Origin of the sequence: Dictyobacter arantiisoli, assembly GCF_008326305.1 — a bacterium.
GTDB lineage: Bacteria > Chloroflexota > Ktedonobacteria > Ktedonobacterales > Ktedonobacteraceae > Dictyobacter > Dictyobacter arantiisoli.
Map to the genome: position 1 here is coordinate 16,140 of NZ_BIXY01000061.1, position 26,689 is coordinate 42,828.

Annotated in this window: 21 protein-coding genes and 1 pseudogene; 11 read left to right on the forward strand and 11 right to left on the reverse strand. The window is 51.3% G+C overall.

Annotation, left to right across the window (positions count from 1 at the left end; all coding sequences use genetic code 11):
- Positions 1-302: 302 nt before the first annotated feature.
- Complete coding sequence (locus F1593_RS18455; protein ID WP_149403041.1) at positions 303-1,922, reverse strand: hypothetical protein; 1,620 nt, start codon at positions 1,920-1,922, stop codon at positions 303-305.
- A gap of 539 nt (positions 1,923-2,461) precedes the next feature.
- On the opposite strand from F1593_RS18455, the gene F1593_RS18460 reads away from it, so the two are divergent.
- From F1593_RS18460 to F1593_RS18480, 5 genes are all read left to right on the forward strand, one after another.
- On the forward strand, positions 2,462-3,253 hold the full coding sequence (locus F1593_RS18460) for a glycosyltransferase family 2 protein (RefSeq protein ID WP_149403042.1): 792 nt from the start codon (positions 2,462-2,464) through the stop codon (positions 3,251-3,253).
- 362 nt (positions 3,254-3,615) lie between these two features.
- Positions 3,616-5,235 (forward strand): lipopolysaccharide biosynthesis protein, encoded by a 1,620-nt coding sequence (locus tag F1593_RS18465; protein WP_149403043.1) that lies wholly within the window; start codon positions 3,616-3,618, stop codon positions 5,233-5,235.
- A gap of 32 nt (positions 5,236-5,267) precedes the next feature.
- A complete protein-coding gene (locus tag F1593_RS18470; protein ID WP_149403044.1) occupies positions 5,268-7,166 on the forward strand; it encodes a hypothetical protein in 1,899 nt (632 codons plus the stop codon).
- A 3-nt stretch (positions 7,167-7,169) separates the two neighbouring features.
- A complete protein-coding gene (locus F1593_RS18475) occupies positions 7,170-8,342 on the forward strand; it encodes an acyltransferase family protein (RefSeq protein WP_149403045.1) in 1,173 nt (390 codons plus the stop codon).
- A 177-nt stretch (positions 8,343-8,519) separates the two neighbouring features.
- Positions 8,520-9,656, forward strand: coding sequence for a glycosyltransferase family 4 protein (locus F1593_RS18480; RefSeq protein WP_149403046.1), 1,137 nt, complete (start codon positions 8,520-8,522; stop codon positions 9,654-9,656).
- 225 nt (positions 9,657-9,881) lie between these two features.
- On the opposite strand, the gene F1593_RS18485 is transcribed toward F1593_RS18480, so the two are convergent.
- Together F1593_RS18485 and F1593_RS18490 are read right to left on the reverse strand one after the other, a co-directional pair.
- A complete protein-coding gene (locus tag F1593_RS18485) occupies positions 9,882-10,796 on the reverse strand; it encodes a cation diffusion facilitator family transporter (protein ID WP_149403047.1) in 915 nt (304 codons plus the stop codon).
- Positions 10,797-10,943: 147 nt separating this feature from the next.
- Positions 10,944-11,981: a hypothetical protein gene (locus tag F1593_RS18490; RefSeq protein WP_149403048.1), complete on the reverse strand. Its 1,038-nt coding sequence runs from the start codon at positions 11,979-11,981 to the stop codon at positions 10,944-10,946.
- A gap of 563 nt (positions 11,982-12,544) precedes the next feature.
- Between F1593_RS18490 and F1593_RS18495 the strand changes: the two genes are divergently transcribed.
- From F1593_RS18495 to F1593_RS18505, 3 genes are all read left to right on the forward strand, one after another.
- Positions 12,545-13,171, forward strand: a complete 627-nt coding sequence (locus F1593_RS18495; protein WP_149403049.1) for an IS607 family transposase — start codon at positions 12,545-12,547, stop codon at positions 13,169-13,171.
- Positions 13,131-14,426 (forward strand): RNA-guided endonuclease InsQ/TnpB family protein, encoded by a 1,296-nt coding sequence (locus F1593_RS18500; protein ID WP_149403050.1) that lies wholly within the window; start codon positions 13,131-13,133, stop codon positions 14,424-14,426. The genes F1593_RS18495 and F1593_RS18500 overlap by 41 nt, the downstream gene beginning before the upstream one ends.
- Before the next feature lie 494 nt (positions 14,427-14,920).
- A complete protein-coding gene (locus F1593_RS18505) occupies positions 14,921-15,763 on the forward strand; it encodes a putative RNA-binding protein (protein ID WP_149403051.1) in 843 nt (280 codons plus the stop codon).
- On the opposite strand, the gene F1593_RS18510 is transcribed toward F1593_RS18505, so the two are convergent.
- Positions 15,760-15,951, reverse strand: a complete 192-nt coding sequence (locus tag F1593_RS18510) for a hypothetical protein (protein WP_149403052.1) — start codon at positions 15,949-15,951, stop codon at positions 15,760-15,762. The genes F1593_RS18505 and F1593_RS18510 overlap by 4 nt on opposite strands.
- 213 nt (positions 15,952-16,164) lie before the next feature.
- Positions 16,165-16,332: a hypothetical protein gene (locus F1593_RS28455; protein ID WP_172632241.1), complete on the reverse strand. Its 168-nt coding sequence runs from the start codon at positions 16,330-16,332 to the stop codon at positions 16,165-16,167.
- A gap of 110 nt (positions 16,333-16,442) precedes the next feature.
- On the opposite strand from F1593_RS28455, the gene F1593_RS18515 reads away from it, so the two are divergent.
- A complete protein-coding gene (locus F1593_RS18515) occupies positions 16,443-17,282 on the forward strand; it encodes a transposase (protein ID WP_235932620.1) in 840 nt (279 codons plus the stop codon).
- A 116-nt stretch (positions 17,283-17,398) separates the two neighbouring features.
- Here F1593_RS18515 and F1593_RS18520 read toward each other — a convergent pair whose 3' ends face one another.
- The 5 genes from F1593_RS18520 to F1593_RS18540 form a co-directional block, all read right to left on the reverse strand.
- Positions 17,399-18,439: a zinc-dependent alcohol dehydrogenase family protein gene (locus tag F1593_RS18520; protein ID WP_149403054.1), complete on the reverse strand. Its 1,041-nt coding sequence runs from the start codon at positions 18,437-18,439 to the stop codon at positions 17,399-17,401.
- A 151-nt stretch (positions 18,440-18,590) separates the two neighbouring features.
- Positions 18,591-19,565, reverse strand: a complete 975-nt coding sequence (locus F1593_RS18525; protein ID WP_149403055.1) for a DUF4097 family beta strand repeat-containing protein — start codon at positions 19,563-19,565, stop codon at positions 18,591-18,593.
- 696 nt (positions 19,566-20,261) lie between these two features.
- Positions 20,262-21,326, reverse strand: a complete 1,065-nt coding sequence (locus F1593_RS18530; RefSeq protein ID WP_149403060.1) for a zinc-dependent alcohol dehydrogenase family protein — start codon at positions 21,324-21,326, stop codon at positions 20,262-20,264.
- Positions 21,327-21,473: 147 nt separating this feature from the next.
- Positions 21,474-22,823, reverse strand: coding sequence for a hypothetical protein (locus F1593_RS18535; protein ID WP_149403056.1), 1,350 nt, complete (start codon positions 22,821-22,823; stop codon positions 21,474-21,476).
- Between the two features lie 336 nt (positions 22,824-23,159).
- Positions 23,160-23,750 (reverse strand): DUF2721 domain-containing protein, encoded by a 591-nt coding sequence (locus tag F1593_RS18540; protein ID WP_149403057.1) that lies wholly within the window; start codon positions 23,748-23,750, stop codon positions 23,160-23,162.
- A 221-nt stretch (positions 23,751-23,971) separates the two neighbouring features.
- Between F1593_RS18540 and F1593_RS29875 the strand changes: the two are divergent.
- Positions 23,972-24,058, forward strand: a pseudogene (locus F1593_RS29875) (DNA-binding response regulator); the annotation flags it as partial.
- Between the two features lie 126 nt (positions 24,059-24,184).
- Here the strand turns inward: F1593_RS29875 and F1593_RS18550 are convergent.
- Positions 24,185-25,123, reverse strand: coding sequence for a LysR substrate-binding domain-containing protein (locus F1593_RS18550; RefSeq protein ID WP_149403058.1), 939 nt, complete (start codon positions 25,121-25,123; stop codon positions 24,185-24,187).
- Positions 25,124-25,238: 115 nt separating this feature from the next.
- Between F1593_RS18550 and F1593_RS18555 the strand changes: the two genes are divergently transcribed.
- On the forward strand, positions 25,239-26,270 hold the full coding sequence (locus F1593_RS18555) for an NADP-dependent oxidoreductase (protein WP_149403059.1): 1,032 nt from the start codon (positions 25,239-25,241) through the stop codon (positions 26,268-26,270).
- Positions 26,271-26,689: the final 419 nt, after the last annotated feature.

A 26,689-nucleotide genomic window follows, 5' to 3' on the forward strand; every position in this document is an offset into this window, starting at 1 on the left:
CGAGGTCCGCTTACCCGTTCATCGTACGATGCCCTCACCCCGTAGGCCCATCCCAATCTCAAGAATTGCGTTGGGGCGCATGACAGAGCGTTGGGGCACGATGGTCGTACGAGACGAGGAAAGCGCACCTCGGTTGCGACCTCGGCACGCACCTACATCGCTCCCCTGCGGTACGAATTTCCCTCCCTTATTGTGTACGAAAGAGAGGCACCTCTGGTTGTTACTCATCGATTTGATATTCCTGAACTCAGACATGCAGTGGAGGCGCTCCTGGCTTCCACTGCATGTCTGGTGTGCCTCTTTTAATGGGTAATAATAACCTGATAGGGAGTGAGAGGAATAGTGGTTCCATTCACGCTTACGTTGATAGGATTTGCTGTGGTGTTGACGAGCATGAGTTGCCTGTTTGAGGCCAGCGCAGTGACCGCAGCGGGATTCGATACGGATGTTATGTAAATAGTGGTGCCAGCACCAAAGTTATCCATTAAGGACTTGTAGGTGTTATACCAGGGGTAGGCCTGACCACCACCTGGCTTCAGAGTGGATGTCCAGAGCCCGTAATCCGATCCTCCGTTGCCAGCGTTATCCCAGGATAAGGCGGTTCCCCCACCGGCCTGGATAAATTGCATCATGGTAGAGGCTTTGAGTGCGTTATCCTCATCAACGCTGGTACCATCTATTTCCGTCCAGGAGAACCATTCCGATAAATTGATGGGGAGTGTGGTTGAACCGGGATAGAGCTTTGGATCGAGCGCACGAATCCATTTGACCATATCGGCAAAGAGGCTGGCAGCCGCGAAAGGATTCTGGTTGAGCACCTTCATGGTGTCGCGGTTTTCCAGTGAGGCATCAAAAATAATGAAGCCCGCGCCAGTTTTGTGCTGTAACCAGTATTGCAGGACATCCAGTGGGCGTTGGTCAAAAATACCGTAGGGGGTCGTGACCTTTGAGGGATCGCTCTGTCTGGCGTTGGACCAGATATCTGTAAAGACGTATGGACCTCCGACTTTGATGTCCTGGGTGGCGATATGTTGGGCGGAGGCTGTATTCAGCAAGGTATTGTAGACCTGATTGTACATGTAGGTGTAGCCATTTTTGGCGTTTGCACCATTCGGTTGGCCGGGATCGGTCGTAAAGTCATAGTTATTGATATCAGAATCAAAATAGCCTTTGAGTTCGTTCCAGACCTGGAAAGTGCGGACATTGTAGGGTGGCTGCATATACCGTTCAGCGACCGCCTGGACCAGATGAGTCCACTTATCCATCTTGTTATCCAGGATACGCGAGCTATACGCGATGGGTTGCCACTCGTCGTTGGCCGTCAGGGTCTGGGTTTGTCCATGCCCATTGTACGCACCCTTCATCCACCAGGGGGCGATAGCTAAGGTAATGATGGGTGTCTTGCCAGTATCAACCGCCAGTTGTACCCGCGCATCCAGCGCGCTCCAATCCGTGGGATTGGGCGTGGTAGGATCGGGCCAGGGATCGGGCAAGCCCCATCCCATAATGGGCGTATTTACATATTTCGTGCTTTGCTGGATCATCGATTTCACATTCGCCACAGCCGTAGGATCACTCCCACTTCCCGGATCTAATGAGCCGTCAGATAATGTGATGCCCGAAGCGTATTGCGATGTAATGGCGCACTGTTTTTTGATCGTGACGGTAATTGTCGTCGAACTGTTCCCCGACTGTCCATTTCCTGCATTGCATATTGCATTATAGGTCGCGGTGGCTGTGGCGCTTTTGTTGGGCAAAAGGTCCCCCTGGTTGGTGTTGCCCCCATTCTTGCTGCTAGAATTACTACTTGATGCATCATATTGACTGCCTTTATTGAATGGATTTGAGCAGGATACTAGCAATGGAACAAGTAAGACAAGCAGACTGAGTATATAAAAGGAGTTCATACTCCACTTTTTCATGCGTATCCCCATCCTTGTAAATTTTACCGATAATGTAACGAATGGCATCGCTGATGATTGAGCGGGCTAGTACTTTTGGGTGTCCCTGAAAGGGTGCTCCAGCTCTTTTTCCTGCATGCGTACGCGAGGAGACAAAAATCTGTTTGCTTGACGAATGAAGATCGATCAATATATCATGGAAAAAAAAGCTCTGGAAATACGAGTATTCTCCAGCACTTTGAACAAAACGCTTCATCCTTAATCAACGGTGACCTTTTCGCTTCCCAATTACTTATCGTGCCCTGGCCTGGAGATACAAACGTGTGCTAAAAGATGTATATATTTTTTTGCTCTGGCAAGAACAGTATCTCCTATTCTTATATAGTAATACATGAATGTGATGATGCGTCAAATAAATAGGAAATATAGGACCTCTTCTATAACAGCGCGTAGTCCTGTGGGACTTCATCCCTTAGAGTGAAAGGGGGGCAGGGGCAGCCGCCCAGACGGAGCGCGAAAGAATACATTGAGTAAAAAAGAAGGTTGATTAGAATATTTCTATGCAAGTTACAACACAAGTTCCAAAAATAAGCGTTGTTATTCCCACCCGCAACGAGGCCAAAAACCTGTATCATACGCTCCCCAAAATTCCCGCTATGGTGAGTGAAGTTGTGCTGGTGGATGGTCATTCAACCGATGATACCATTGCCGTTGCCAGAGAGTTGTATCCTTCCATCCGCATCCTGGAACAGACAGGAAAAGGGAAAGGGGATGCCATGCGCATGGGATTTGCGGCGTGCACAGGTGACATCATCGTTATGCTGGATGCTGATGGTTCGGCCCATCCAGCTGAGATTGATCGTTTTGTAGAGGTGCTGCTGGCTGGCTACGATTTTGCCAAGGGCTCTCGTTTTGTTAAAGGCGGGGGGAGTGATGACCTCACGCTATTGCGCACGCTGGGAAACTATGCTTTATGCACTGTTGTCAATATACTCTTTGGTCAACGCTATAGTGATCTTTGCTATGGATATAATGCTTTCTGGCGTCAATGTCTGGATTATGTAGATTTGGATTGCACCGGTTTTGAGATCGAAACACAGGTCTGCCTGCGTATGTACAAGGCGAATATGAAAATTGTTGAAGTGCCGAGTATGGAGCATGCGCGTATTCATGGTCAAAGCAATCTCCACACCTTTCGGGATGGCTGGCGCGTGCTGAAGACGATCTTTCGTGAACGGCTTGTGCGGGGCGTGAAGCTCAAACCAGAGACACGCACCTTTCAGTCGTCTCAGGAAGCACTTGCCTCTGTAGCACCTAAAACACCTGTAGCACCACGAGAAGTCGGGCTGTAAATCCATTTATTGCTATCTTTCAATGCAAGAAGAGTTTTTCTTGCTAGTCAGAAAGTGCTATAAATAGTGACCGCCAAAAGTATGATGATACAATGCGAAGAAAGCAGCCAGTGCCTCAAGCTTCTTCTGTCAGTTCACCTGTTATGGGAAAAAGCCTTTATCCTGGTTGAGGGATGGAGGTAGGTGTAGCCTGCCTTTATCCTCTTATGAAAATAAAATAGAGTGCCGGACACAATGGAATGGAATATATGATCTTTAGAGATACATAAAAACATCTAAACAAAGCACAGTACGGTACGATGCGGGAGTTTTTGTTGGTGAGAATTTCGCTACTTATGCAATGGCTGAAGAATAATAGTGTCATGCTATTGAACACAGGATCGCTGATTGGCACCATGTTAGTAACATCTGGCCTCGGATTCGCGTATTGGTTTGTTGCAGACAGGCTTTTCCCACTGAGCGCTGTCGGACTGGCTTCTGCCGCGACCTCAACCATGATGCTCCTCTCCAGTATTTGTTTATTAGGTCTCAGTACTCTTTTAATCAGTGAATTACCACGCAATAAGGGGCAGGAAGGTACGATTATCAGTGCCGCGCTCATTCTGGTCGGTCTGGTCGGTACCGTGGTTGGAATTATTTTTGCCCTTTGCACTCCCATTATTTCAAAAAACTTGCAGCCAATTGGTGCCGATCTTCCCAGTATCCTTCTCTTTGGACTGGGTATTGGTCTCACCTCGGTCACGATTATTGCGGATACCTGTATGATCGCCTTGCTCCGAGGTGAATTACAATTCTGGCGCAATGCGCTCTTTGCGGCCTCCAAATTAATCCTCCTCTTTGTGGCTGCCCGGCTGCTCGCCGAAAAAACTGGTATCTCTATTTACACGACCTGGATGGCGAGCAATCTTATCTCGATGCTTCCCCTGCTGGCTTTTGGCATCTATAAGGCGAAAAAGACCCATCGTAGCCTGCGACCGCATTGGGGCATGATGCGCAAGGTCGGCCATGCCGCTGTTCAGCACTACATCCTGAATCTGATTTATCAGACACCCACTCAGATTCTGCCAGTGATTGCGACGATTATGCTCTCGGCGTCCGCGAATGCCTGGTTTTACACTGCATCGATGATCGCCAATTTTATCTTTGCGGTGATTGGTTCGCTGACCACGGTTTTGCACGCCACCAACGCCACCCAGATCCACACCCTGCCCCAGAAGTCCCGTATGACGGTCGGCCTCTCTTTTGGTGTGAGCCTGATTGCTGGCATTGTATTGATCGTTGGGGCGCATTTTATGCTGGGCTTCTTTGGTCACAGTTATGCTGATCAGGCATCCTGGAGTTTACGCATTCTCGCTATTGGCGCATTACCGCTCATTATTAAATACCACTATCTGGCAATCCATCGCATTAAGGATCATGTCTCGAAAGCCATTGTGCCGATCAGTATTGGCAGTGTGCTCGAGTTAGTGATGGCTATTGTGGGAACACGCCTCTGGGGCCTATCAGGACTGAGCCTTGGCTGGGTGATTGGTATGTATATCGAGGCTATCATCATGGCCCCCACCGTATTTCGGACCATGAAAGGATTAGATATACCGGCCATGAGCCTGCTTGAGCATGAGGATCTTGCGCTGGCTGGCTCTGGAAGTAGCAGTCAAGAGGAATCCATCTCGATCTCTATGAAGATGATGGCGATCGATTCACCGACCGATATGATTCGCAGCATCGTTTTTATAGATGCACCGACGATTAAATTGAAGAAGTCAGAGCTCTATGGCAATGAAGCTCTCACTGACGCTTACGATGATGCTACTGCTCCCACTATCAAACTAGACAAAGCATCTCTGCGTAAAGCTAAAGCAGCTCAAACCGAAAGAGAACTGGTGAAAAAGAACCTTCCAGCGACAAAGATCTCCAGTGATCAGATTAACGAGTTTATGAATGCACCAACCATCAAAATGCACAGCATTAAGAAGAAATAGCATTAGAAGGAATAAAGAAGAGAGAATCATAAATGATGAAGACTGGTTCAATCGGCATGGCGAGAACAGGGTCCTCTGTACCAAATAGCAAGATGATGGACAGTATCTGTCTCCTCTTGCCTCTCATATTTTTTGTGCTCTGGTTTTTCTCTCTTGGATCTATCAATGTCGGGCAGATGAACGATCTGGGCCTGGTGTCTGTGATGCCTCCAACCATGATTGCCGCATTTTTGCTCATGACGGTAAGTTTTTGTCTGACACTACAGCGTAGTAGCAGATATAAAGTTCCACTCTTGCTGTTCCATATAGCTCTGATGATCTTTATGCTGTATGGGATTACGATGCTGGTGGAGCAGATGCCGCGCTTTGATATTGTGTATCGACATACAGGATATACCGAATTCATTCAGCGTACTGGCACCACCAATCCTAATCTCGATGCCTACTTTAGCTGGCCGATATTTTTCTCACTGGCCGCCTTTCTCAATACGAGCGCGGGTTTTAGCAGCATTCTCCCTTATGCCGATTGGGCCCCCATTGCCTTCGCCATCCTGTACTTTGCCCCGTTGCATATGATTTTTTCGGCCTTTACCAGAGATAAGCGTATTATCTGGCTTGCGCTCTGGTTTTTCTATCTGACCAACTGGATCTGGCAGGATTATTTCTCACCACAAGGATTTAACTTTTTTCTCTATCTGATGATGATTGCCATCCTGGTAAGATGGTTTAAGATGCCTGTGGATGTGCCCGCGCGACCACTCGCCGCCCGATTACGCCGCATCCCTTTTGCGACGCCGTTCTACAATTGGTTGACGGCTGCCGATACACAGCAGACGCCAGCCAGTCCTGCCTTGCGTCTACTGTTGCTGATCTGCTTCCTGCTCATATTTGCCTTTGATGTCACCAGTCATCAATTGACCCCTATGTTTACCCTGTTGAGCGTGGGTGGATTGATCGTTTGTCATCGTGTACGCCTCTGGTGGCTACTTATTGTGATGATTCTGATGGAAGTTTTCTGGCTATTCGTGGGCGCGAGTACCTTTATGTCGGGCCATATGAGCATGGTCTTTTCTGGATTACACCTCTTCTCTTCCTTCAACAACAATGTATCGGGGCGCGTGGCTGGCAACGCGGACCATACCTTTGTGGCTAAATTGCGCGTCTATATGTCGGTCCTCATCTGGGGATTGGCCTTTGTGGGCGCGCTGATTCGCTTGCTTCAGAAGAAACTGGATGCCTCACTTGCCATTCTTGCGGTGATGCCATTCCCATTATTTATTGCGCAACCCTATGGTGGCGAGATGATGCTCCGCAGTTATATGTTCTCATTGCCTGCGATGGTCTTCTTTGTGGCAGCATTGTTCTACAGTTCGCCAGTGGCGGCTGTACAGAATCTCCCGATTGTAAAACGCTTCTCCCTCTCTTTTCTGCGGCGACCAGCCTGGCACTCTGTTGCGCTCGTCGCCGTCAACATTATCTTGATTGCCGGTTTTCTTTTTACCCGCTATGGCAATGAAAATGAAGACTACATCACCTATAGTGAATTTGCTGGCGTCAATTATCTGTATAGCATCGCACCAGGCAATTCATTGTTCATGACCTGTTGGATAGGCGGACCATGGCAGTTTAAAGATTATGAAAAATATACTCTTGATGACCTGGGGACTGTAGACACAACTCAGAAGGTTATTTATCCTGCGAATGTGCCGGGTATCGTCAAAGTCATGCGCCTGAAAAGTTCTGGCGCTAACGCGTATCTGATCTTCACGCGTAGTGAAGTCACCAGATTCGATGCTACTTCTGGCTTGCCTGCGGGAAGTATGCTGACCCTGGAACATGCCGTTACTGCATCGGGCGATTTCACACTTATTTACAAGAATTCCGATGTGCAAATATATGCACTGGCCAGTTCAGCGCAAGGAGGTCAATAGATCGTGCGTTTCACAAAAGTGCTCTGGCCGATCATCATCGTATGCTCCGCCCTGGTAGCAGTAATGGCAATGTCTGTGTTTCCTGGACTTCCAGCAAGGCCGCTTTTCATCATGTGGTTTCTCTTTATTTGCCCTGGCATGGCGTTTGTGCGCTTCCTGCATCTGAAGGAATTGCTGGTAAAATTAGCACTGGCCATGGCTGTGAGCTTCTCAATCGATGGCATTGTTGTCGGTATCTATCTCTATGCCGGCCATTGGTCACCGCTGGCAATGATGCTCACCCTGGCAGTCTTTAGCATTGCGGCAGTCAGCATAGAATTCACGAATGCACATGTGATGGTATACAATCGTTTTGCTGTTTTGCGCAGCCTTGGAATCCTATTGACCCATCCTTTGATTGTCGGGACGAGTAGTGCAAAGCCTGGCAATAGAGATGATCTGGATCTGGTTGAGGAACCTACCGTCCGTATCGTCAGCATGAACTCTATCTCCAACTTACTTGCCACCGCAACCCCAATGGACATAGAAGAGAAGCCAACCATAGAGATGAGCACGGCTCGCCCCCAACCCTCATCAGCCCCGAACTGGGAGGATGATATTGAGGAGAAGCCAACCATAGAGATGAGCATGGCTCAACCCTCATCAGCCACGAACTGGGAGGATGATATTGAGGAGAAGCCAACCATAGAGATGAGCACGGCTCGCCCCCGACCCTCATCAGTCCCGAACTGGGAGGAAGATATTGAGGAGAAGCCAACCATAGAGATGAGCATGGCTCTCCCCCAACCCTCATCAGCCGCGAACTGGGAGGATGATATTGAGGAGAAGCCAACCATAGAGATAGGTTGCATTCCCAGCACATCCCCACCAGTCCAGGAAGAGGTAGACAAGACTATCCAGGTCGTTAAATCCCCCTGGCTGCAAGAGCAGCAAACTAAGCCAGAAGACAAACCTGCGGAAGAAGATGACATTGAGAAGAGAGCGACCCACCATATTGCCAATGTGGCTCCGCCGAAGCAACCTGACAGGGATGATCTTCAGCCTCAAAAGCCATCTGGAGAGAATATTGGCGGTAACGTCCAGCAATCCTCTCAGGGAGAGGACGCGAAGCCGAAGAATCCTCCGCCTGCTCTCCGCAAGCGCTCCCCGGTCAGGTTTACGCGTATTGAAAAGTAACAAAAACTGGTATTTATAATAGTCACGAGCAAATTCGAGCTGAGAGAAGTGTTGAAAGAAGCATAGTTTTTCAACACTTCTCACGTCCATACACTTCAATCCTTGATAGAATAATAATTATTAATCCTCTTTATGCTGAAGAAATTTAAAATGTGAATTTATTCGAAAGGAACATTCGTGTTCAATAACCAGCCTCCATTAAACATATTAATGACTACGCCGCGCTATTTCCCGGATACTGGTGGGACTGAAATGCATGTGCACGAAGTTGGACGGCGTCTTGCGCAACGTGGTATGAATGTAACCCTTTTGACAACGTTTCCTCATCACTACACAGCGCCAGTTCCGGTGGAGGAAGAAGTTGAAGGAATGAAGGTCATACGTGTGCAAGCCTGGAGACAGCCATCAGATTTCTATATTGCCCCGGACATCCATTCTTTTATGAAACGCGGCCATTGGGATCTCATTCATTGCCAGGGCTGCCATACCTTGTTCTCACCGATGGTCATGCTGGCTGCCAGAGCAGAAAAAATACCCTATATTGCGACATTTCATTCGGGTGGACATTCGTCTCGTTTGAGAACGACATTTAGAGCGACACAATGGAAACTCTTACGTCCTCTTCTCGCGGATGCTGAGAAGCTCATTGGCGTCTCCGAATTTGAGACAAACTATTTCCGTGACCTCCTGCATCTTCCTGAAAAACAGTTTTCTGTCATTCCCAATGGCTTTAGCGTGCCTGAGGGATCATATCCTGAGGTTGAAGCGTCGTCAGCAAATCTGATTGTCTCGGTTGGTCGCTTAGAACGTTATAAAGGACATCAGCATTTAATTGCCGCCCTTCCTAAAATACGCGAAGCGCGTCCCGATGCCCGACTGGCAATTCTGGGGGCGGGACCCTATGAAGCAGCATTACATGAAATGGCCCGCAAGCTGAATGTGGCTGAACATGTCACCATCCGCGCTATCCCGGCCAGCAACCGGGAAGAAATGATGGCCCTGCTCTCCCAGGCATCGCTGGTAACATTGCTCAGCGAGTACGAATCGCAAGGTATTGCCATCATGGAGGCGCTGGCGTTGCATCGTCCGGTCCTGGTTGCCGACACATCTGCCCTCAGAGAATATGCCCAGAAAAATCTGGCCCGTGCCGTATCTCCCGACAGCACGCCCGAAGAACTGGCCGCCGCCGTCCTGGACCAGTTAAGCAATCCACTTATTCCTGCCCAACTGAACTTACCGACCTGGGATGACTGCGCAGAACAACTCTACAGACTCTATCATACCGTCGTCAGAAAACCATCCTACGCGCTCTAAGCTCTCCACCATCTCTGTGCATGAGTTTTCGCACCTGCGGTGCTCAAACATCTTTTTATTATGTGATGTAGAAAAGGTTCGAAGAACCTTTTCTACATCACATAATAAAAAGGGTGCAGGCGCGCAAGCGCCAGCCAGCCAGGGAGCAGCAAGATCCCGCTGGTATTGGGAGGCTGACACTTTGTAATACAACAGATGAGAAAGTGCTGTTGCCCGATGGATTGTTTAGATGACGTCGGGGACTCGATCCAGTTCCATGTCTTGAAAAGTGATAGGATCTTCTTTGGGTTCGAGATGGGTAAAGACGGTGCTATCTGGCAAACCGGCCCTGATGGTGCGCTCAATCTCTTCACACATAGTATGACCTTTGAGGACGGTCCAATTTCCGGGGACGATGATGTGGAAGGAGACAAAGCGGCGTCTGCCCGCCATTCTATGGCGCAGGGCATGGAACTCGATGCCGTGCTGACGATAGGTATCCAGGATATCGTTGACGATCTTGATATCTTCCGCTGGCAGTGCTGTATCGAGCAGTCCCAGGCCAGTCTGGCGCAGCAATTTGATGCTGGTCCAGATAATATTGAGCGCGACCAGCAGGGCGACAATGGGATCGAGGATATACCATCTGGTGAGCGCGACCAGAAGCACGCCGATCAGGACGCCAGTGGTGGTCATGACATCGGCGAATAAATGATGGGCGTCGGCTTCGAGCGTGATTGAGCGTTGTTTCTTGCCTTCGCGCAACATAAACCATGCCAGGATGCCATTGATCAGGCCGCCAGTTACAGAGAAGGAGAGACCGACAAAGGCTTGCTGAATGGGTTCTGGATGGAAGAGGCGGGGAATGGCTTCTACCGCAATAATGAGGGCCGCCACCAGAATCAATGCGCCTTCAACCCCGCTGGAAAAGTATTCTGACTTAGTATGCCCATAGGTATGATCCTCATCTGCGGGCCGGGCCGCCAGAGTGATGGCCCATAATCCTACCAGCGCGGCCACCAGATTCACAATCGATTCGGCAGCATCCGAGAATAATCCCACTGAACCCGTTAACATATAACCAATAAATTTGACCGCCATCGTCACCAATGCTGCGGCGATTGAGAGATACATATACAAACGGAGTGACTGCTGTTTCATACTATCCTCTAGGTCACAGGCAATAAAATGCTTGCTTGTCTATACTAAACAGAAATATATCCCTTAATAATAGCACGTCACCTCTACCTTTATGGCGGAAGTGACGTGCTTTCTGGGCAGATCTTGTTTTAGCGAGGATAATGGAGCTTAGAGCAGGAAGCCAACCATGTACCAGAGCATATCTTGTCCACGGCCCAGGGCGTGGCCTGCCTGGGTATCTGTGGCATAGGTATAGAGGGCATGGCCGTCATAGAAGATCTGCGCGCCATTGGCGGTCTGATGGACTGATAGTTGTTTGGGAAGCGTGATGGAACTGGATATCGTCATCATGCCCTGCGGTGCCAGGAGTGGGGGCCAGTCTTTGGCACAGGCGCCGGTACAGGTGGCTTGAAACGCGGTGTCACTCTTGTAGTAGTAGAGGGCAAAGTTTTTATTTGTCAGTAGCACATGGACCTGACGACCATTGATCGCGGCCAATCCGGTATGGATAAACGCATTCATATCGCCCGTCATATTGACTGTGGTCGTGATACCTTGCATCATGGTGGTTGTGGGCGCTGTAGTGGTTGTAGGCTTGTTAGTAGTCGTCATGTTCTTCGCTAAAGAGGCCGCCAGATACCACTTCATATCCTGCCCATTGCCCTGCGCCTGTCCCGCTTGCGTATCGGCTGCATAGGTATAGAGGGCGTGATTATCGTAGAAGACCTGCGCACCATTGGTGGTCTGATGGACCGATAGCTGTTTAGGGAGTGTCATAGAACTGCCGACCGTCATCATGCTGGCCGGTGCCAGGACAGGAGGCCAGTCGATCGCGCAATCAGCGGTACAGGTCGCTTTGAGCGCGGGATCATCCTTAAACGTGTAGATTGGGAAGCCCTTATTGGTGAGCAGGACATGCATCTGCTCGCCATTGATCATAGCGGTTCCAGTATGAATAAAGGCAGCCATATTGCCGGTGGTACTAAAAGTGATGGTAATACCTTGCATCGTATCCATCTGTCCGGTATTTGTCGGTGTGCCAGCCGTGCCATAGCCATTATTGGCGGCGGTCGTCGTCGCCATCCCCGTGTTCTGATTCGTGGTGGATGTCGTAGCGGCTTGATTGGCCGTGCCACCACAGGCTGTCAGCAAAACGGTTAGCAGAATCATAAACGTACACGCGCCCAAACGTCGTAATGTTTTCATATACTGTCATCCCCTTAAAAAACTTTTTTGATACAACCATACGAAAATGAAATTTGCCAGTGTCATCCCTGCCCTGTAACAAGGAACAATCATCTGGTGCTACAAACGTTGATCTATCTACTGCCTAAAGATATTCTTTGTTTTCTGCTGTCCCATCTTGTATTTCTTCTTATCATAAACACGTCTAACTTTCCCAATATTTACCGATAAGGAATGCGTCATATTTCCCTTCCGCGGACCAATCCTCTTTGGCTGTTTCACTTTTGATACTCTCAACCCGACTACTGATCTCTGGCAAGGCAAGGTGGCCTATTGATCCTGTCTATGCTGCTTTTCCACTGCGGGCTCTGCGCCACGAGGCGACAATCATCTCAAGAAACAAGCAGTAAGTCCCAAATCTGGACAAGGGCCAATTTATAAGTCATATGACAGACACATGGACCAGCGTTTGTCGGATCGTGCGTGATGGATCAGGTGACGGATTATCGCCCTCGCCATGCACCTTGCAAAGGAGACAAGAGCTAGCTCTTGACAAAGTACACAAAGGTGTGTAAGATAGGCGAATGTATACACCGAGAGAATTTGGGGAAAGAATCCGTGTTTCCGTCAAGACGTTGCAACGATGGGATCGGCAAGGGGTGCTCAAAGCCCACCGAACTGCAACGAATAGGCGCTACTACACGCAAGAAGACCTCCTCTCGATTCTCCCCCAGGAAGCGGGGGAGAGACGGCGGATCATTGCCTATTGCCGCGTATCGCGTGTCGCGCAAAAGCCGGACCTGGAAAACCAGCGAAGAGTCCTGGCCGCGTTTTGTGAAGCGAACCGCTATGAAGTCGATGAATGGATCAGCGAAATTGGTGGGGGACTCAATTTCAAACGGAAACAGTTTCTGCGACTGGTTGATGCCATCCTTGCGGGAGAAGTGGCAGTGCTGCTCATTGCCCACAAGGATCGACTGGCACGCTTTGGGTATCACTTGCTGGTGCATCTGTGCGAAACCCACGACTGCGAAATCGTGGTGATGAATACCGAGCAGTTTTCTCCTGCACAAGAGTTGGTTCAGGATTTGATCACCATTACCCATTGTTTTAGCTCACGGTTGTATGGACTGCGCAACTACCGCAAAGTATTAGAAAAGGCACTCAAAGATGAAAACCGCGCACCGGATCAGAATGAATCCCACACCTGAACAGGTGGCGTATTTGAAACGTGCCTGTGGCACCAGGCGGTTCATTTACAATTGGGGGCGCGAACAGTGGGAAAAGCAGTACCAGGCGTATACGCTGGAACAAAAAACGGTTCCTGAAGGGCAGCGCGTACTTCCACTACCCAACGCACTTGCGCTGAAGAAGCAGTTCCATGCTATTCGAGCAGAAGCCTATCCGTGGACATATGAGGTCACCAAGTGCGTCGTGGAGGGAGCCTTTGATGATCTAGGAAAAGCGTACAGTAACTTCTTTGCTGGACGGGCGGCCTATCCAAGATATAAGCAGAAAGGGAAATCGCACGAGTCGTTTTATCTCTCCAATGATAAATTCACCCTCGGCAGTCATTGGATCGCCATTCCGGGGTTAGGTCGTTTCATCCTGGATCAACGGAAGCAGGAGAAGGAGCGAGGCAAGCTCAGGCGAAAACTGGGAACGGTCAACCTGGCGGAAAAGCTGCGTTTTGTCGAGACAGGAAAGGTGACTCCTCCCACAAAGAAGCGCAACAAACGAAAACAGGTGCTCTGTGAGTCGGTCAAGATTCTCGGAGCCACCGTCTCCTGTGAGGCTGGTCACTGGTATCTGAGCATTCAGATGGAGATCAAGAAGCCCTTGCCTCCGACTCCGGTACCAGTCGTGGGAGTGGATGTGGGGTTGAAACAAGCTGCCGTGGTGAGCGATGGACGAGTGCTTGAGAACCAAAAGCCACTCGCACGCCATCTCAACAAGCTCGGCAAGCTCCAACGCCACCTCAGTCGCAAACAGAAGACCAAAGACCCGCACACGGGGAAAACCACCTTCAGCGAGAACGATCAGAAGCAGCGGGTGAAGGTCGCACGCAAGCATCAGCAGATCGCCAACATCCGTCGAGATGTCCAGCACAAATTCACCACCGAACTGGCTCGAACCTGCGGGACCATTGGCGTCGAGGACCTCAACATCTTGGGGATGATGGCCAATCGGAAGCTCTCACGTGCCGTGGCTGATGCGGCGATGGGACAACTCTTGCAGTTGTTGAAGACCAAGGTCGCTGCTTCTGGCGGGAACTTCTTCATCGCCTCGCGCTGGTTTCCCTCGACCAAACGCTGTTCAAAGTGCGGACAGATCAAAAAACGGATGCCTCTCAAGCATCGCACCTATCAGTGTCTGGCCTGTGGGCTGGTGATCGATCGCGATCTGAATGCGTCCTTGAACCTGGCACAGTTTGCACACGACATGCTTCGCCGCCTTTCGGCTTAAAGGTGGCCGTCCTGGGCAGTGGCTACGACCGATGACGTTAAAGCGCCTGTGGAGCCAATGTGAGACCGAAACGAGGGAGCTGATCCAAAGGTCCTCGTGCTCTGGCAACTGGCTATGAAGCAGGAACAACTGACCGCTCTGGCGTGTCTTGCACACGTTTGAGTATGAGAAAGGTAGCAGGATGCATGAGAGCGTCTTCCGCGTGGTGCGTGGAGTGTGGAGTGTGGAGTGTGGAGGGCTCTGCAGCAGATAGGTGAGGCGCGCGAGCCCCTTGCGCATCTGTACCTTATGTGCTTTGATATATCATAAGAGGGACGTGGACCTGTGCAAGGCCCGCCAGCATCGCACACTCAAGAGAAGAGAGGTAACACAGAGATATGAGGTTTCTGGGACACCGCGAATCGCTCCAATCCTCAGCGAGCACCGCGGATGCAGATGTCAGTGACAGCGCCTGGGAGCGAAACCAGCTCGCTACGTCTTCTACAAGTGCTGAGGTGACCGAGCAGACCGAGGACATGGTCTCCCTGCCGGAAGAGGACCTCGACGACGACTTCTGGCAGTTCCTCAGCGAGGGGTTTCCCAGCACCGAGGACATGGTCTCCCTGCCGGAAGAGGATCTCAACGACGACTTCTGGCAGTTCCTCAGCGAGGGGTTCCCCAGCACCGAGGACATGGTCTCCCTGCCGGAAGAGGACCTCGACGACGACTTCTGGCAGTTCCTCAGCGAGAGGTTCCCCAGCACCGAGCCGACTGTGCACGATGCCTCCAGGGATCAAGCAGAGGTTAGCCAGACGAGTCAGCAGCGCTGGCGGGAACGAATGAAGAACGACCTGGAGTACCGGGAGCGTGCACGGAAGTACCAGCGGGAGTATAATCGGGATCGGTATAAGAACGAACCGGATTACCGGGAGCGTTTGCTGGAGCACAAGCGGGAGCGGTACAAGAACGAATCGGATTACCGCGAGCGTGCACGGAAGTACCAGCGGGAGTACAATCGGGAGCGGTATAAGAACGATCCGGAGTATCGGGAGCGCAGACTGCAATACGAGCGAGAGTCCGGCGCAAACTGGAAATTACAAGAGAAATGGCTCGACGTCGCCACTAAGATACACGAACTCACGGAGCAGGTTGAGACGACGGAGCAGACCATTTTCGATCAACGCCCAGCCTGGAACGACCGATTAGAGCACAGCTCAAAGCACCTGATGGACACGATGCAGACCACTTTCTATCACCCCAACGACAGTCTAGAAGAGCGTCTGGCTCGGCAACGTCTTGAACAGTCCCGAGAGCAGCGGCTTAAAGATCTCAAAACGCATCTTGCAGAGGAGCCCTAGCTCACAGTCCCACGCTCAACTGTGAGGGAACGGGTTGCTGGCTTATGGCGGTTACGCTCACGTCGTGCCGCCTGACAGTGCACCAGGCCTTGCGTGCCCTTCCCTGTGAATGTGTAGTCTTGAATTGCGCGTTTACAGAGTCGTTTCCCCCACGCATCTCCGCTCATTCCCACTGCAACTTCCATCATAGCGCCTGCTCTGGTAGATGCGACAGCCCGCTCAATTTAATCGCCCGCCCTCAATCGGGAAAAGATGCAACTCGCCATCCTGTCCGGGCATTTCTATCTGCTCAGCAAGGCGCTCTGGTTCAACTTTTGATGAACCAGAGCGCCTGATAGGACAGGTGACCGCGTGTAGAGCTATGTCTGTATGGCTACACGTTGCTGTACAGACGAGACGGTTTAAGAGATGGCCAGGGCGAAGACGTGCAGCGAGCCTTGATTGACTGAAGCAGGCAAGGTGATGCTGGCGACCTGTTTACCCGTTTCGAGCGTGATCGGTGCCGAGGCGAAGATGTATGCCGCAGTCTGATCCTGTCCAGCACCAGCGTTGCGATAGGCGGTTTTCACTGCAACGGTATTGCTGTAGGAAAGCTGACTACCGCCGCTTATAGATGAGCTATATTGTATATAAGTCTTCTTTTATTACTGATAAGTCCGGACGAGCGATCTTGCAAGCGATGATCCAAGGAGAGCACGATCCCGAAATCCTGGCAGACTTGGCACGAGGACGCTTGCGAGAGAAGCGCAACGAGTTGAAGGAAGCAGTCCAAGGAACGCTTTCAGATCATCATCGCTTCTTGCTGGGAAGTCAACTTCGCCAGATCGACTTTCTCGATGGACAATTGAGAGAGTTGGATCAAGAGATTGCCCAACGTCTCGGTCTTCCTGGGGGACCAGATGATCCAGACCCACTCGAAGACCAATCAGTTGGGAAGAAGGCCCCTCCCCAGGAGCCACCAGAAGCCTCTCTTGCTGTTGCGCCTTCTCTTGAACTAATTGCACCATCTGACAAGAAACTCACGAATGCTCAGGTTCTCGACTTCCTGGACCAAATTCCTGGCATCAACCTTCGCATTGGGGAGATCGTGATTGCCGAAGTGGGTAGGGGAGTGGATCGCTTTGCGAGCGAGGACCAACTCGTCTCCTGGGCTGGCTTGTGCCCAGAAGCCAAGATTAGTGCAGGCAAACGGCTCAGCAACAAAACGGGCAAAGGAAACCGCTGGCTTCGTCAAGCCCTCGTTGAAGCGGCAAGCGCGGCTGCCCGCAGTAAGAAGACGTTCCTGGGAGCCTACTTCCAACGATTGCGCAAACGGATGGGATACAAAAAAGCCATTGTCGCTCTGGCTCACCGCATTCTGGTGATTATCTATCACTTACTTCATGAGCAGCAACCGTATCGTGAACTAGGGCCGGAGCACCTCCAGGATCAAACGGCAGAAGCTTCCAAACGGTGGGCTCTCCGACGCCTGGAGCAATTGGGCTATCAAGTGACCTTGCAGGAAGCAGAGGTGGCTTAAGTCACCTCTGGAACCTCTCTTTTCAGAAGAATAAATATTACTATGTGATGCAGAAAAGTCCTTTAGATTTTTCTGCATCACATAGTAATAAGAACACAGGTGGGTTTCCCCTGTGATCAAGCCTGGGGGTTGACCATGACTTTGATGGCTTTGCGATTGTCCATGGCAACATAGCCCTCGGGAACATCATCCAGATTGATGCTCATGTCGAGGACGGGGGAAGGATCAATGGTGCCGTTGAGTATGTGTTTGAGGAGTTTGGGTAGATACGCCCGCACAGGCGCGACTCCACCACGTAGCGCGACATTCGCCATGAACATCCTGAGCATATTAATCTCTTTGCCGGTCGGGACGCCAACAAAACCGACATAGCTGCCGGGGCGTGCCATACCCAGCGACTGATTCAGGGAATCCTGAGTGCCGACGCATTCGAGTACGGCCTCGGCTCCTCCTTTGGTCATCTCCTGTACCTCTTTGACTGCTTCCTCACCTGTTTTCCTGACCAGTTTAGTGGCACCGAATTGCTCGGCGACCTTGAGGCGCTTTTCCTGATGTCCGACCATGATAATCTCTTGCGCACCCATCAATTTCGCCGCCAGGATACCACAGAGGCCGACCGCGCCATCGCCTACAATCGCGGCAGTTCCGCCCGGGCGCACTCCTGCCGCCAGCGCTGCATGATAGCCCGTGCCCATGACATCGGTCAGAGGCAAGATCTTCTTCAGCATGGCTTCATCGTTCTTCACCTCTGCAGGAAGCACAACCAGCGTGCCATCGGCCCAGGGAGTGCGCACGGCCTCCCCCTGCCCACCATCATTTTCAGTCCCACCCCAGACCGAGCCATGGATGCAGGAGGTTTGCAGGCCCTTCTGACAAAACTCGCAGGTGCCATCTGAAATCACAAAGGGCGAGATCACGAGATCCCCTTTCTTCATGGTCTTCACCTCAGATCCCACCTCCTCCACAATCCCCATCAACTCATGGCCCATCCGCGCGCCATCGGGCATCTTTTGCACTCCCCGATACGGCCACAGGTCCGAACCACAGATACAGGCCAGACTGACACGCAGCACGGCATCTGTTGGCTGCTCAATCTTAGGATCAGGCACATTTTCGACCCGCATATCGCGAGGACCATGGTACACAGTTGCACGCATTGAAAAACTCCTTTGTATGCTATGGAATTCTCTGTTATTTGCAACGCAAGTCTGCTTTCGTCTCCCATGATATCACATCGCTTCTGACGCTATCTCTTGTTTTACCTCTACAATGGTTCAAATCATTCTGCCCATCCTGCAACAAAGGATGTTATTGTTTATTGATGTTGATGGCTCCGATATTGTTTTTAAGATGGAGATGGATATGGCTCTCGGTGTTGGCAGGGTTATCATTGGAATTGAATTCGTTGCTTACTTTGCCAATGTTGGTCTTGCTATCCAGTGCAAAGATCTGGTCGGCTGGAAAGGTGAGATTGATGGCTCCAGTGTTGTCCTCGAAGGTGTAGTCGCCGTCGTTGGTGATTGAGCCCTGGAAGGTGATGTCCCCAATGTTCTCGCGAATACTGGATGTCCCTGTCAGGGTGCTGTCCTCAATCTCGACTTTGCCGGTATTATCTTTTACATCCATGGTACCGCTCACACCGTTGATAGTGATATTGCCGAGATTGAGGGAGGACTGGATGTTGCTATTGGCGGGTAGAGTGACATCAATATCGACATTCTTGTTATGCATGAAGTCAGATCCAGATGTCTTCTGTTCATTAACAGTGATGGTGTTGGAATTGCTGTCCTGTGTGCTTTCGACATTGACCGCGTGTGATTGATTGAACAGTCCGCTATCTTTCTCGGTGGCTGTGACCGTCACCGTATCGCTCGCGCCCGTATGGAATCTTATGGAGCCTACCTGGGCATTAACGATGATCTTTGGCATGGCCCCCACGGTAAAGGTGCGTGTTGGATACAAGGTAGCGTGGTTACCAGTGACATTAGTGGCAAAGTTAAATGCACCCCCTAGCACGAGCAGGAGCAAGATGATGGACGCAGCGATCCACAGACGTCGTGGACGCCGACGACGCTGCGACTGTGGATAAATCTTCTGGCCTTCATATCCCTCCATCCGTTGCCGCATCGCCGCTGCATAGCCCGCTTGATAAGCCTCTGTATCCTGTAACGGCTCCCGCTCCTGAGCCTGCCGCTGCTCGCGGGGATCGTTATTCATCATATACGACGTATCGGCAATATTGGCAGCCTGCTCGCGCCGTTCAAATTCCGACTGCTGATTCATGCACTATCCCTTTCGAGAATCGATAAATTCTAGCGCCTATTCTATAAAATTGCGTGTATTATGTTCGATTAACAAAGATAGTACGTATCAATACAGCTCAGGTTGCATAATATCCTTACCCATCGCGCATGAAAAGTCCAAACACGTAGGTGCGGCCCGACGTCCACCTACTCCAACAAATGGAGGTGAAGCAAGAACTCCCTGCCTGCCGACGGAGTCTGGGTACGGATGCTGGTGTGCTTGCAAGCGTTTTTTTGGGTGCACTACCATACCGCTTCATGAAGAGGAATGAAGGCGAGAGGAGCTATCCGTAGGAGCCACCCTTCACGGGTGGAGGGTCACGACCCTCTCGCACTGGCTCTCCTTCCCGCCTGCTCTGGTGGGGCTTTGGGGCGCAATGGCAATGCCCCTCCACCCGTGAAGGGTGGCTCCTACGGATGCATCGGCGTTCCCCATGCTCCCTCTTTCCATTCATTTGTTGGAGTAGGTGGCCGAGGCCGCAACGGAGGTCCGCATTCCACTTCCACGTACACATATCTCGCCTGTAGACGGTAGGACCCTGCATACGCCAACCATTGTGCGGAGGCACGTGACAGAGCGTTGAGGTGAGATTGCTGTACGAGGAACGGGAAAGCGGGACTCACTAGCGTTCGTGCCGCACCTACGTTTTTATTGATTATTGACGGTATTGAGCATTCAGGCCTGGTTGTCTTCCCAGACGATGGCTACTTTGCCGCATTTGCCGCTATCGAAGAGTTCGTAGGCTTCGCGGGCCTGATCGAGGGTGAAGCGGTGCGTGACCATGATTTCAGGATGCAGGTTCCAGCGGACAAGATGCTCAAGGAGATCTTCCATCTGGGGGACACTACAGACCCAGGAGCCATGCAGGGTGAGTTGTTTGTGCAGGAGCAGAGGACTGGGTTCAAAGGAGACGCTGCCACCTTCGCCGACATAGACGACACGCCCCCACTCACGGGCGAGTTCGAGGCAGGTGTGGCGTGCGGTGGCATTGCCGGAACAGTCGATGGCGACTTCAAAGCCATTGCCCTGGGTCAGGGAGCGCAGGGTATCCAGGGCCTTGACGTCTCTGGAGTCAACCACTTCGGTGAAGCCAAGCTTCTGGAAGAACTCGATACGCTCAGGTATGGCTTCGGCTCCTACAACACGTGCGCCCATGGCGCGGCAGAGCAGCGCGGTACCAATCCCAACCGGACCCAATCCGGTGATCAGGACGGTATCGCGCCCCGATACGCTGGCGCGCAGACAGGCCGCATAGGCGGTTCCCAGGCCACAGGCCACCATGGCACCATCCAGATAACTCAACTCGTCGGGGAGGGCGACCAGGGTGCGTTCCTCGGCCAGCAAGAAATCGGCGTGTCCACCGTTGCGCTGCCAGCCATAGGCGGCACGTCCACCTTCAACACCCACCTCTTCCGTACAACTGATCATCCAGCCATTACGGCAATTGTGGCACTGCCCGCAGCCCGCGATATGATACAGGACCACGCGATCACCGGCCTTAAAGCGCGTCACATCAGGTCCCACGCGCTCAATGATGCCACAGGGCTCGTGTCCCGCGATCACCCCCTGGTACGCCTCTGGCCCATGACCCTGATCGGTTGGTCGATAGATCGCACGCAGATCGCTCCCGCAGAGCGACGATGCCTTCATGCGTACCAAGACCTGCCCATGACCTGGCTCCGGCACCGGAAAATCCCGAAATTCTAATTGTCGATTGCCTGGTAAAACAACGCCAGTCATCTTTGACATAATAAAGCATGCTCCTTATCGAAATAGCAATTATCGGTAATCAGAATCAATACCTGGCTATTATAGCGCACGCTTCATTTGTATGCATACCCAAATGAAATCGTTTTCTGAGTTCCCCTCACCCGTGAAGGGCGGCTGCTACGGAGCCTGATCTGGTATCGTTTGCCTCCAGATGAGCTTGTTGTGCTGGTCGTAGAGCTCGGCCTGCATAGGTAGCTTGATCTGCTGCTCCGGCCTGCAGGCAAAAAAGACATAGCCATCCTCCACGGCATCCTCAAGCTGCTGGCCCGCTTGATTGATCAGGCGCACGCGCTTGATATGAAAGCCATTATCGATCACATGCCCGTAGGCCGTCTGCAAAAGCTGCTGATTACCGAAGATGGTCCAGCTCACGGTAAGAAAGATCAAGGGATGATCGCGCACGGGTGCCACGAGCTTGAACCACTGATTTTGCATATCGATGCTGCTCCCGCCACTGATGAAGTGCCAGGTGCCATCCTCATTTTGTTGCAAGAGGAAGACAAAGCGCTGCTGCTCACGATTAATCCCCTGGAAGGTGGCTTCATAGAGCTTCCAGCCTGCGGTACTCTTCTCGCGTAAGAATTGGAGGGTGGCGAAATCTATGTTCCCATAGAACTCATGCTGCTTTCCCAGGTGTTCTACCACAGCTTGCCTGGCTAGAACATCGCGATTGGGTAGCTCCTGGCGCGGTGGTACGTGTGGTACGTGTGGTACGTGTGAAACGGGTGGGATTGGCCTGCGGGCATAGGTGCGATACAGTGCGTTGGAGTGGCTGCCCTGCTTCTCTTTTGCATCGGTAGAGAGGGATGGTCTGTTTCGCGGGCTTGACTGTCCCACGAGTTCTGCGACCGCTGCTCGCACGCGCCCCCAAAATTCTTCTGGCTCTGGCTGACCATCCTGAATCGTCATCAAGAGCGTCGCCGGGGGGATCAGACAATCGAGCGGCAACTCGTAGCGGATTAAATAGATTGTCAGAGGAGGAATAAGTGCATGATAGGGACGCAATTCATCGTAGAGTCGCTTGCCAGACTGTTGTTCCGCGTTGCGCAGCGCCCTGCCAAATTCAAGTGCACGCTTCTTACGCTGGCTGGCGACTGATGTATATTGCCCCCACAGCTCTGCCAATCTTTCTCGCACTGCTTGATTGCCATCCCAGACAACGTAAGGATACTGTGGCTCAAGGACTTGTCGCGCTGACAGATTCTGAAGAGGCTTGAGTGGATTGGTGGCAGCAAGCCGTTGGAGAGCTTGTTTTTGTGCGCTTTGTTGATGTATCACCTGCTGTAGCCAGACCTCCCAATCCCTGGCGGTAAGCCCGGCGGCCCGTAATGAGCTGTCTCTGTTGACATGTTGATCAAATGGGGGAACATGGAGTCCATCAGCCTGTAAGGTCCAGATGCAGAAATCAATCATACCATCAAAATCGATACTATAGGACCAGGCATTGGATGAATGGAGCATTTGCATAGCAACTCTCTCCCGTCATAGATAGCAATAAATAAAAGTTATTCATAGAAAGATGAACAAGAGATAGGATTCCAATGCTTTTTTATGCAGCACATAAATATATATTTAGTATACGTGCAATGTTTTGCAATGTTGTATATCATTTTGACACGATAAGTTATCGATATCTTATTATGCGTTATGCGAATCGCTTGATGGTGCTGTAAGAGTGTAGCAATGCTGCAAAAAGATGCAGCACTCTTTTGTTGCTCATTATTCTGCAGGGGAAATACAATTTTTGCCCATGTCGGCAGGATGCACTTTACTGGTTATGCTTCCCTCCATTGCAACGGGGAATCAGGAGATTTTATGCGAAATGGTATATTTCTTGCTTGCTTTTGTCTGTGGCACGCGTACGCGTGAGAGCGTGAGTGAGGGTGTTTTCTCGCCCAGACTGAGCGAGTGTATCACTTCATAGCGGATCGAGAGATGGGATTTATTCAGTTCATAGAGGATCACCACGCCACCGCACCAGACGATTCCGACACCGCCCAGGAAGGTCATAAAGGCGACGGTCGCAATTGAATCTGAATGTTGCATTGCCGCCATGGCAAGCAAAAACATACTGATCACAAAGATCATAATCGCGATCCCGATCAGGAGCGCGGCATCGTGGATCAATTTATGGCGGCGCAGCAGGTGGGGAAGTTGTGCGTCAATTTCATCGATGCGTATCTTACAAAACTCATCCATCGTCCCAATCGCCTCCTCCAGGGTGTTTTCAGTGGTGCGCAGGAGATCAAAACGCTCCTGAGTCATCGCACGCATACGCACACTGATGCCATCATAGCGTTGGAGTTGTCCATTCAGGAAGAGAATACAGCACGAGATCATTACAACAGGTGCAACAATAAGACTAATAGTACGAATAAGATCGGTCATGTCCATGAGATTAATAATCCTTCTGGCAAAGAGTGAGAGATAATTGCAAACAAGCTCAGCAATGTTCAGGAGAGAAAAACTCAAACAAGGGAGCTATAAAATTATTATTATTATTAAATAAATATTTCATTTTGTCGATAAGCAAATAAGCTTATCACAGTTATAGTGAATGTAGCTCTATTTCTGATAGATAGAATCGTAAAAAAATAAAATTCAGCTACTCTTTCAAAACGCACGTTTTCAACATTCTCACCAAACTGCACCTCGCAGATCGCACGCAGGCCGCCATCTATGCTCTCCAGCAGCGCCTGGTTCACTCACAAAAGCACAGAAACACCGGTCAAGTAATGGGAAGAGAGAAACCAAATCAAGGACATGTTATCGTACATGATGCCACTACTCATAGCGACGAGGCAATCCCTTGCACTTTTCTCAGAAGCTTACATTTCCTCAACCTCTGTCGCGGTATTTGTACGCCGCCCCAGCACCTCGTGTGCAACGGCAAGAAATTCCTGGACCAGGGGAGGGATGTCTTTTCGACGCCACACCAGAACCGTTTCGATGGCACCATCCCCATCGAGATCGACAAGAGGACGATAAACGATCCCTAGATTGCGGATGTCTGCTGCTGAAGCAGGCACAATGGCAATACCCAGGTTTGCAGCCACCAGCCCAAGTTGCATACGAATGTCAGGGACCTCTTGCGTAATGCGCGGACTAAAGCCGCAGAGCTGAATGATCCGGTCGTAAAAAAAATGTGAAACCTGGCGTTGGCAAAAAATGAACGGTTCATTGCTCAGGGAATGGAGCGAGATGGACGCCTGTGAAGCCAAGGGATGACGTTGTGCGAAAGCAGCAACGAGAGGAATACGCTCAATAACGACTGAATCTAGCTCGTCTGGTATCACCGAGGGGGAGAGGACAAAAACCACCTGGATCTGTTGCGCTTGTATGGCTTGCAGTTGGTCCTGGATCGTCACCTCTCGCAGGCGAATCTCCACAGCGGGAAAGCGCTGACGGTAGATGGCCAGGATGTCAGACATCAGGGTGGTCGTTGTGCTCGTACTCTCGACATATCCAATGTCCAGCCGACCCGCCAGCCCGCGTTGTGCATCTTGCACCCGCGAGAGGGCATACTCCATCTGCTCAAGCACGCGTTGAGCTTCCTCCAGAAACACCTGGCCCGCGTTCGTCAGCGTCACGGTATGGTAATTCCGCTCGAAGAGCTGCACCCCTAAGGTCCGCTCCAACTGGCGAATCTGTTGACTTAAAGGCGGCTGTGCGATTTGCAATTTTTCGGCAGCTCGGCCAAAATGCAACTCTTGAGCGACGGCTAAGAAGTAGCGCAAATGGCGCAACTCGACATGCTGGCTATACATATTATATCTCGCAGGGATAGGAACGATATATTGGACATATTGCTAGTATAGCGCTATAGTCAAGAGGACATCGGCAAGAAGCCTGATGATCGACATCTCTCATAAAGGAGAACACATGAGTACTGAAACATCTCAAACCATGAAAGCCATACAGATTCATACCTTCGGAGGTCCTGAAGTGTTAGTGTACAAGGACGTGCCGCGTCCTGTGGCGGGGCCGGGCGAAGTTCTGATTCGCGTCTTTGCTGCAGGCCTCTACCCTGGTGATTGGTATTTCCGCTCAGGGTTTGCCAACGTGCCAGAGGCCGTGCGGCGCGTGCTCCAGCAAAGGGCAATCTCTCTGCCCTTTATTCCTGGCTCACAAGCGTCAGGGATTGTCGAGGCTGTTGGGCCAGGTGTCACCGCATTTCACAGGGGTGATGCAGTCTATGGCCTGCTTCGCTTTCCCGGTGGTGGTTCCCCGGCAGGAGCCTATGCCGAATATATCACGGCTCCAGTGGAGCATCTGGCACTCAAGCCAGCAAGCATTGATCATCTCCAGGCGGCAGCGGTCCCGATGGCAGCGCTGACCGTATGGCAAGGGATTATGGAGCATACGAATCTGCAAGCCGGACAGACCGTGCTGGTCAATGGGGCTGCTGGTGGAACTGGTCACATCGCAGTGCAACTGGCGAAGGCCAGAGGGGCGCGGGTCATCGGTGTTGCATCTGGGCGTCATGAAGCGTTTCTGCGCGCACTGGGTGTTGATGTGTTCGTTGATTACACGACCACATCTCTAGAGCAAGTGGCTCATGAGGTCGATGTAGCCATCGATACCGTCGGCGCCATGGGGGAAAACCCGCTACTCGTGACGCTCAAGCGCGGCGGCACGCTCCTGTGGATTGGCTTACACTCGATGAACAACGGCGTCGTGATCGAAACTGAACACACCGAGGCTGGTGTGACCATTGAGAAATTCCAGGTCCGTTCCAATGGAGCGCATCTGGCTGCAATCAGTGAGTTGATCGACACGGGGCAATTGCGCGTCATTGTCGATACGGTTGTGCCTTTGGCAGAAGCGCCGAAGGCGCACGAGCGGGGCGAAGCTGGTCACTTGCAAGGAATCATTGTCCTGCGTGTCGCAGAAGAAGGTCGCGGCCTGGAATGATGATGGAACGCACCTACGTTTGTGTTCATTTTATGCGCTATTGGGTATGTTTCTCCTGAAATTGCTCCCAACCTTATGGTTCATGGTGTCCCCCAATACGGCTCAAATACCTGAAATGATGATGAAAACGTAGGTGCGTGCCGACGCTCCACCTACTCCAACAAATGAATGGAAAGAGGGAGCATGGGGAACGCCGATTGCCTTCATTCCTCTTCATGAAGCGGTATGGTAGTGCACGCAAAAAAACGCTTGCAAGCACGCCAGGATCCGTACCCAGACTCCGTCAGCAGGCAGGGTGTATGGTTTTCCGTCATCGAGACCCGGCCCTGTTTTCCCTCATCGTATCTGCAGAGGTGGGTGAGAAGGAGCCTGTCTTTCTGCGATATACTACCACGAAAAGGAGGGTGATGATCGTTTTC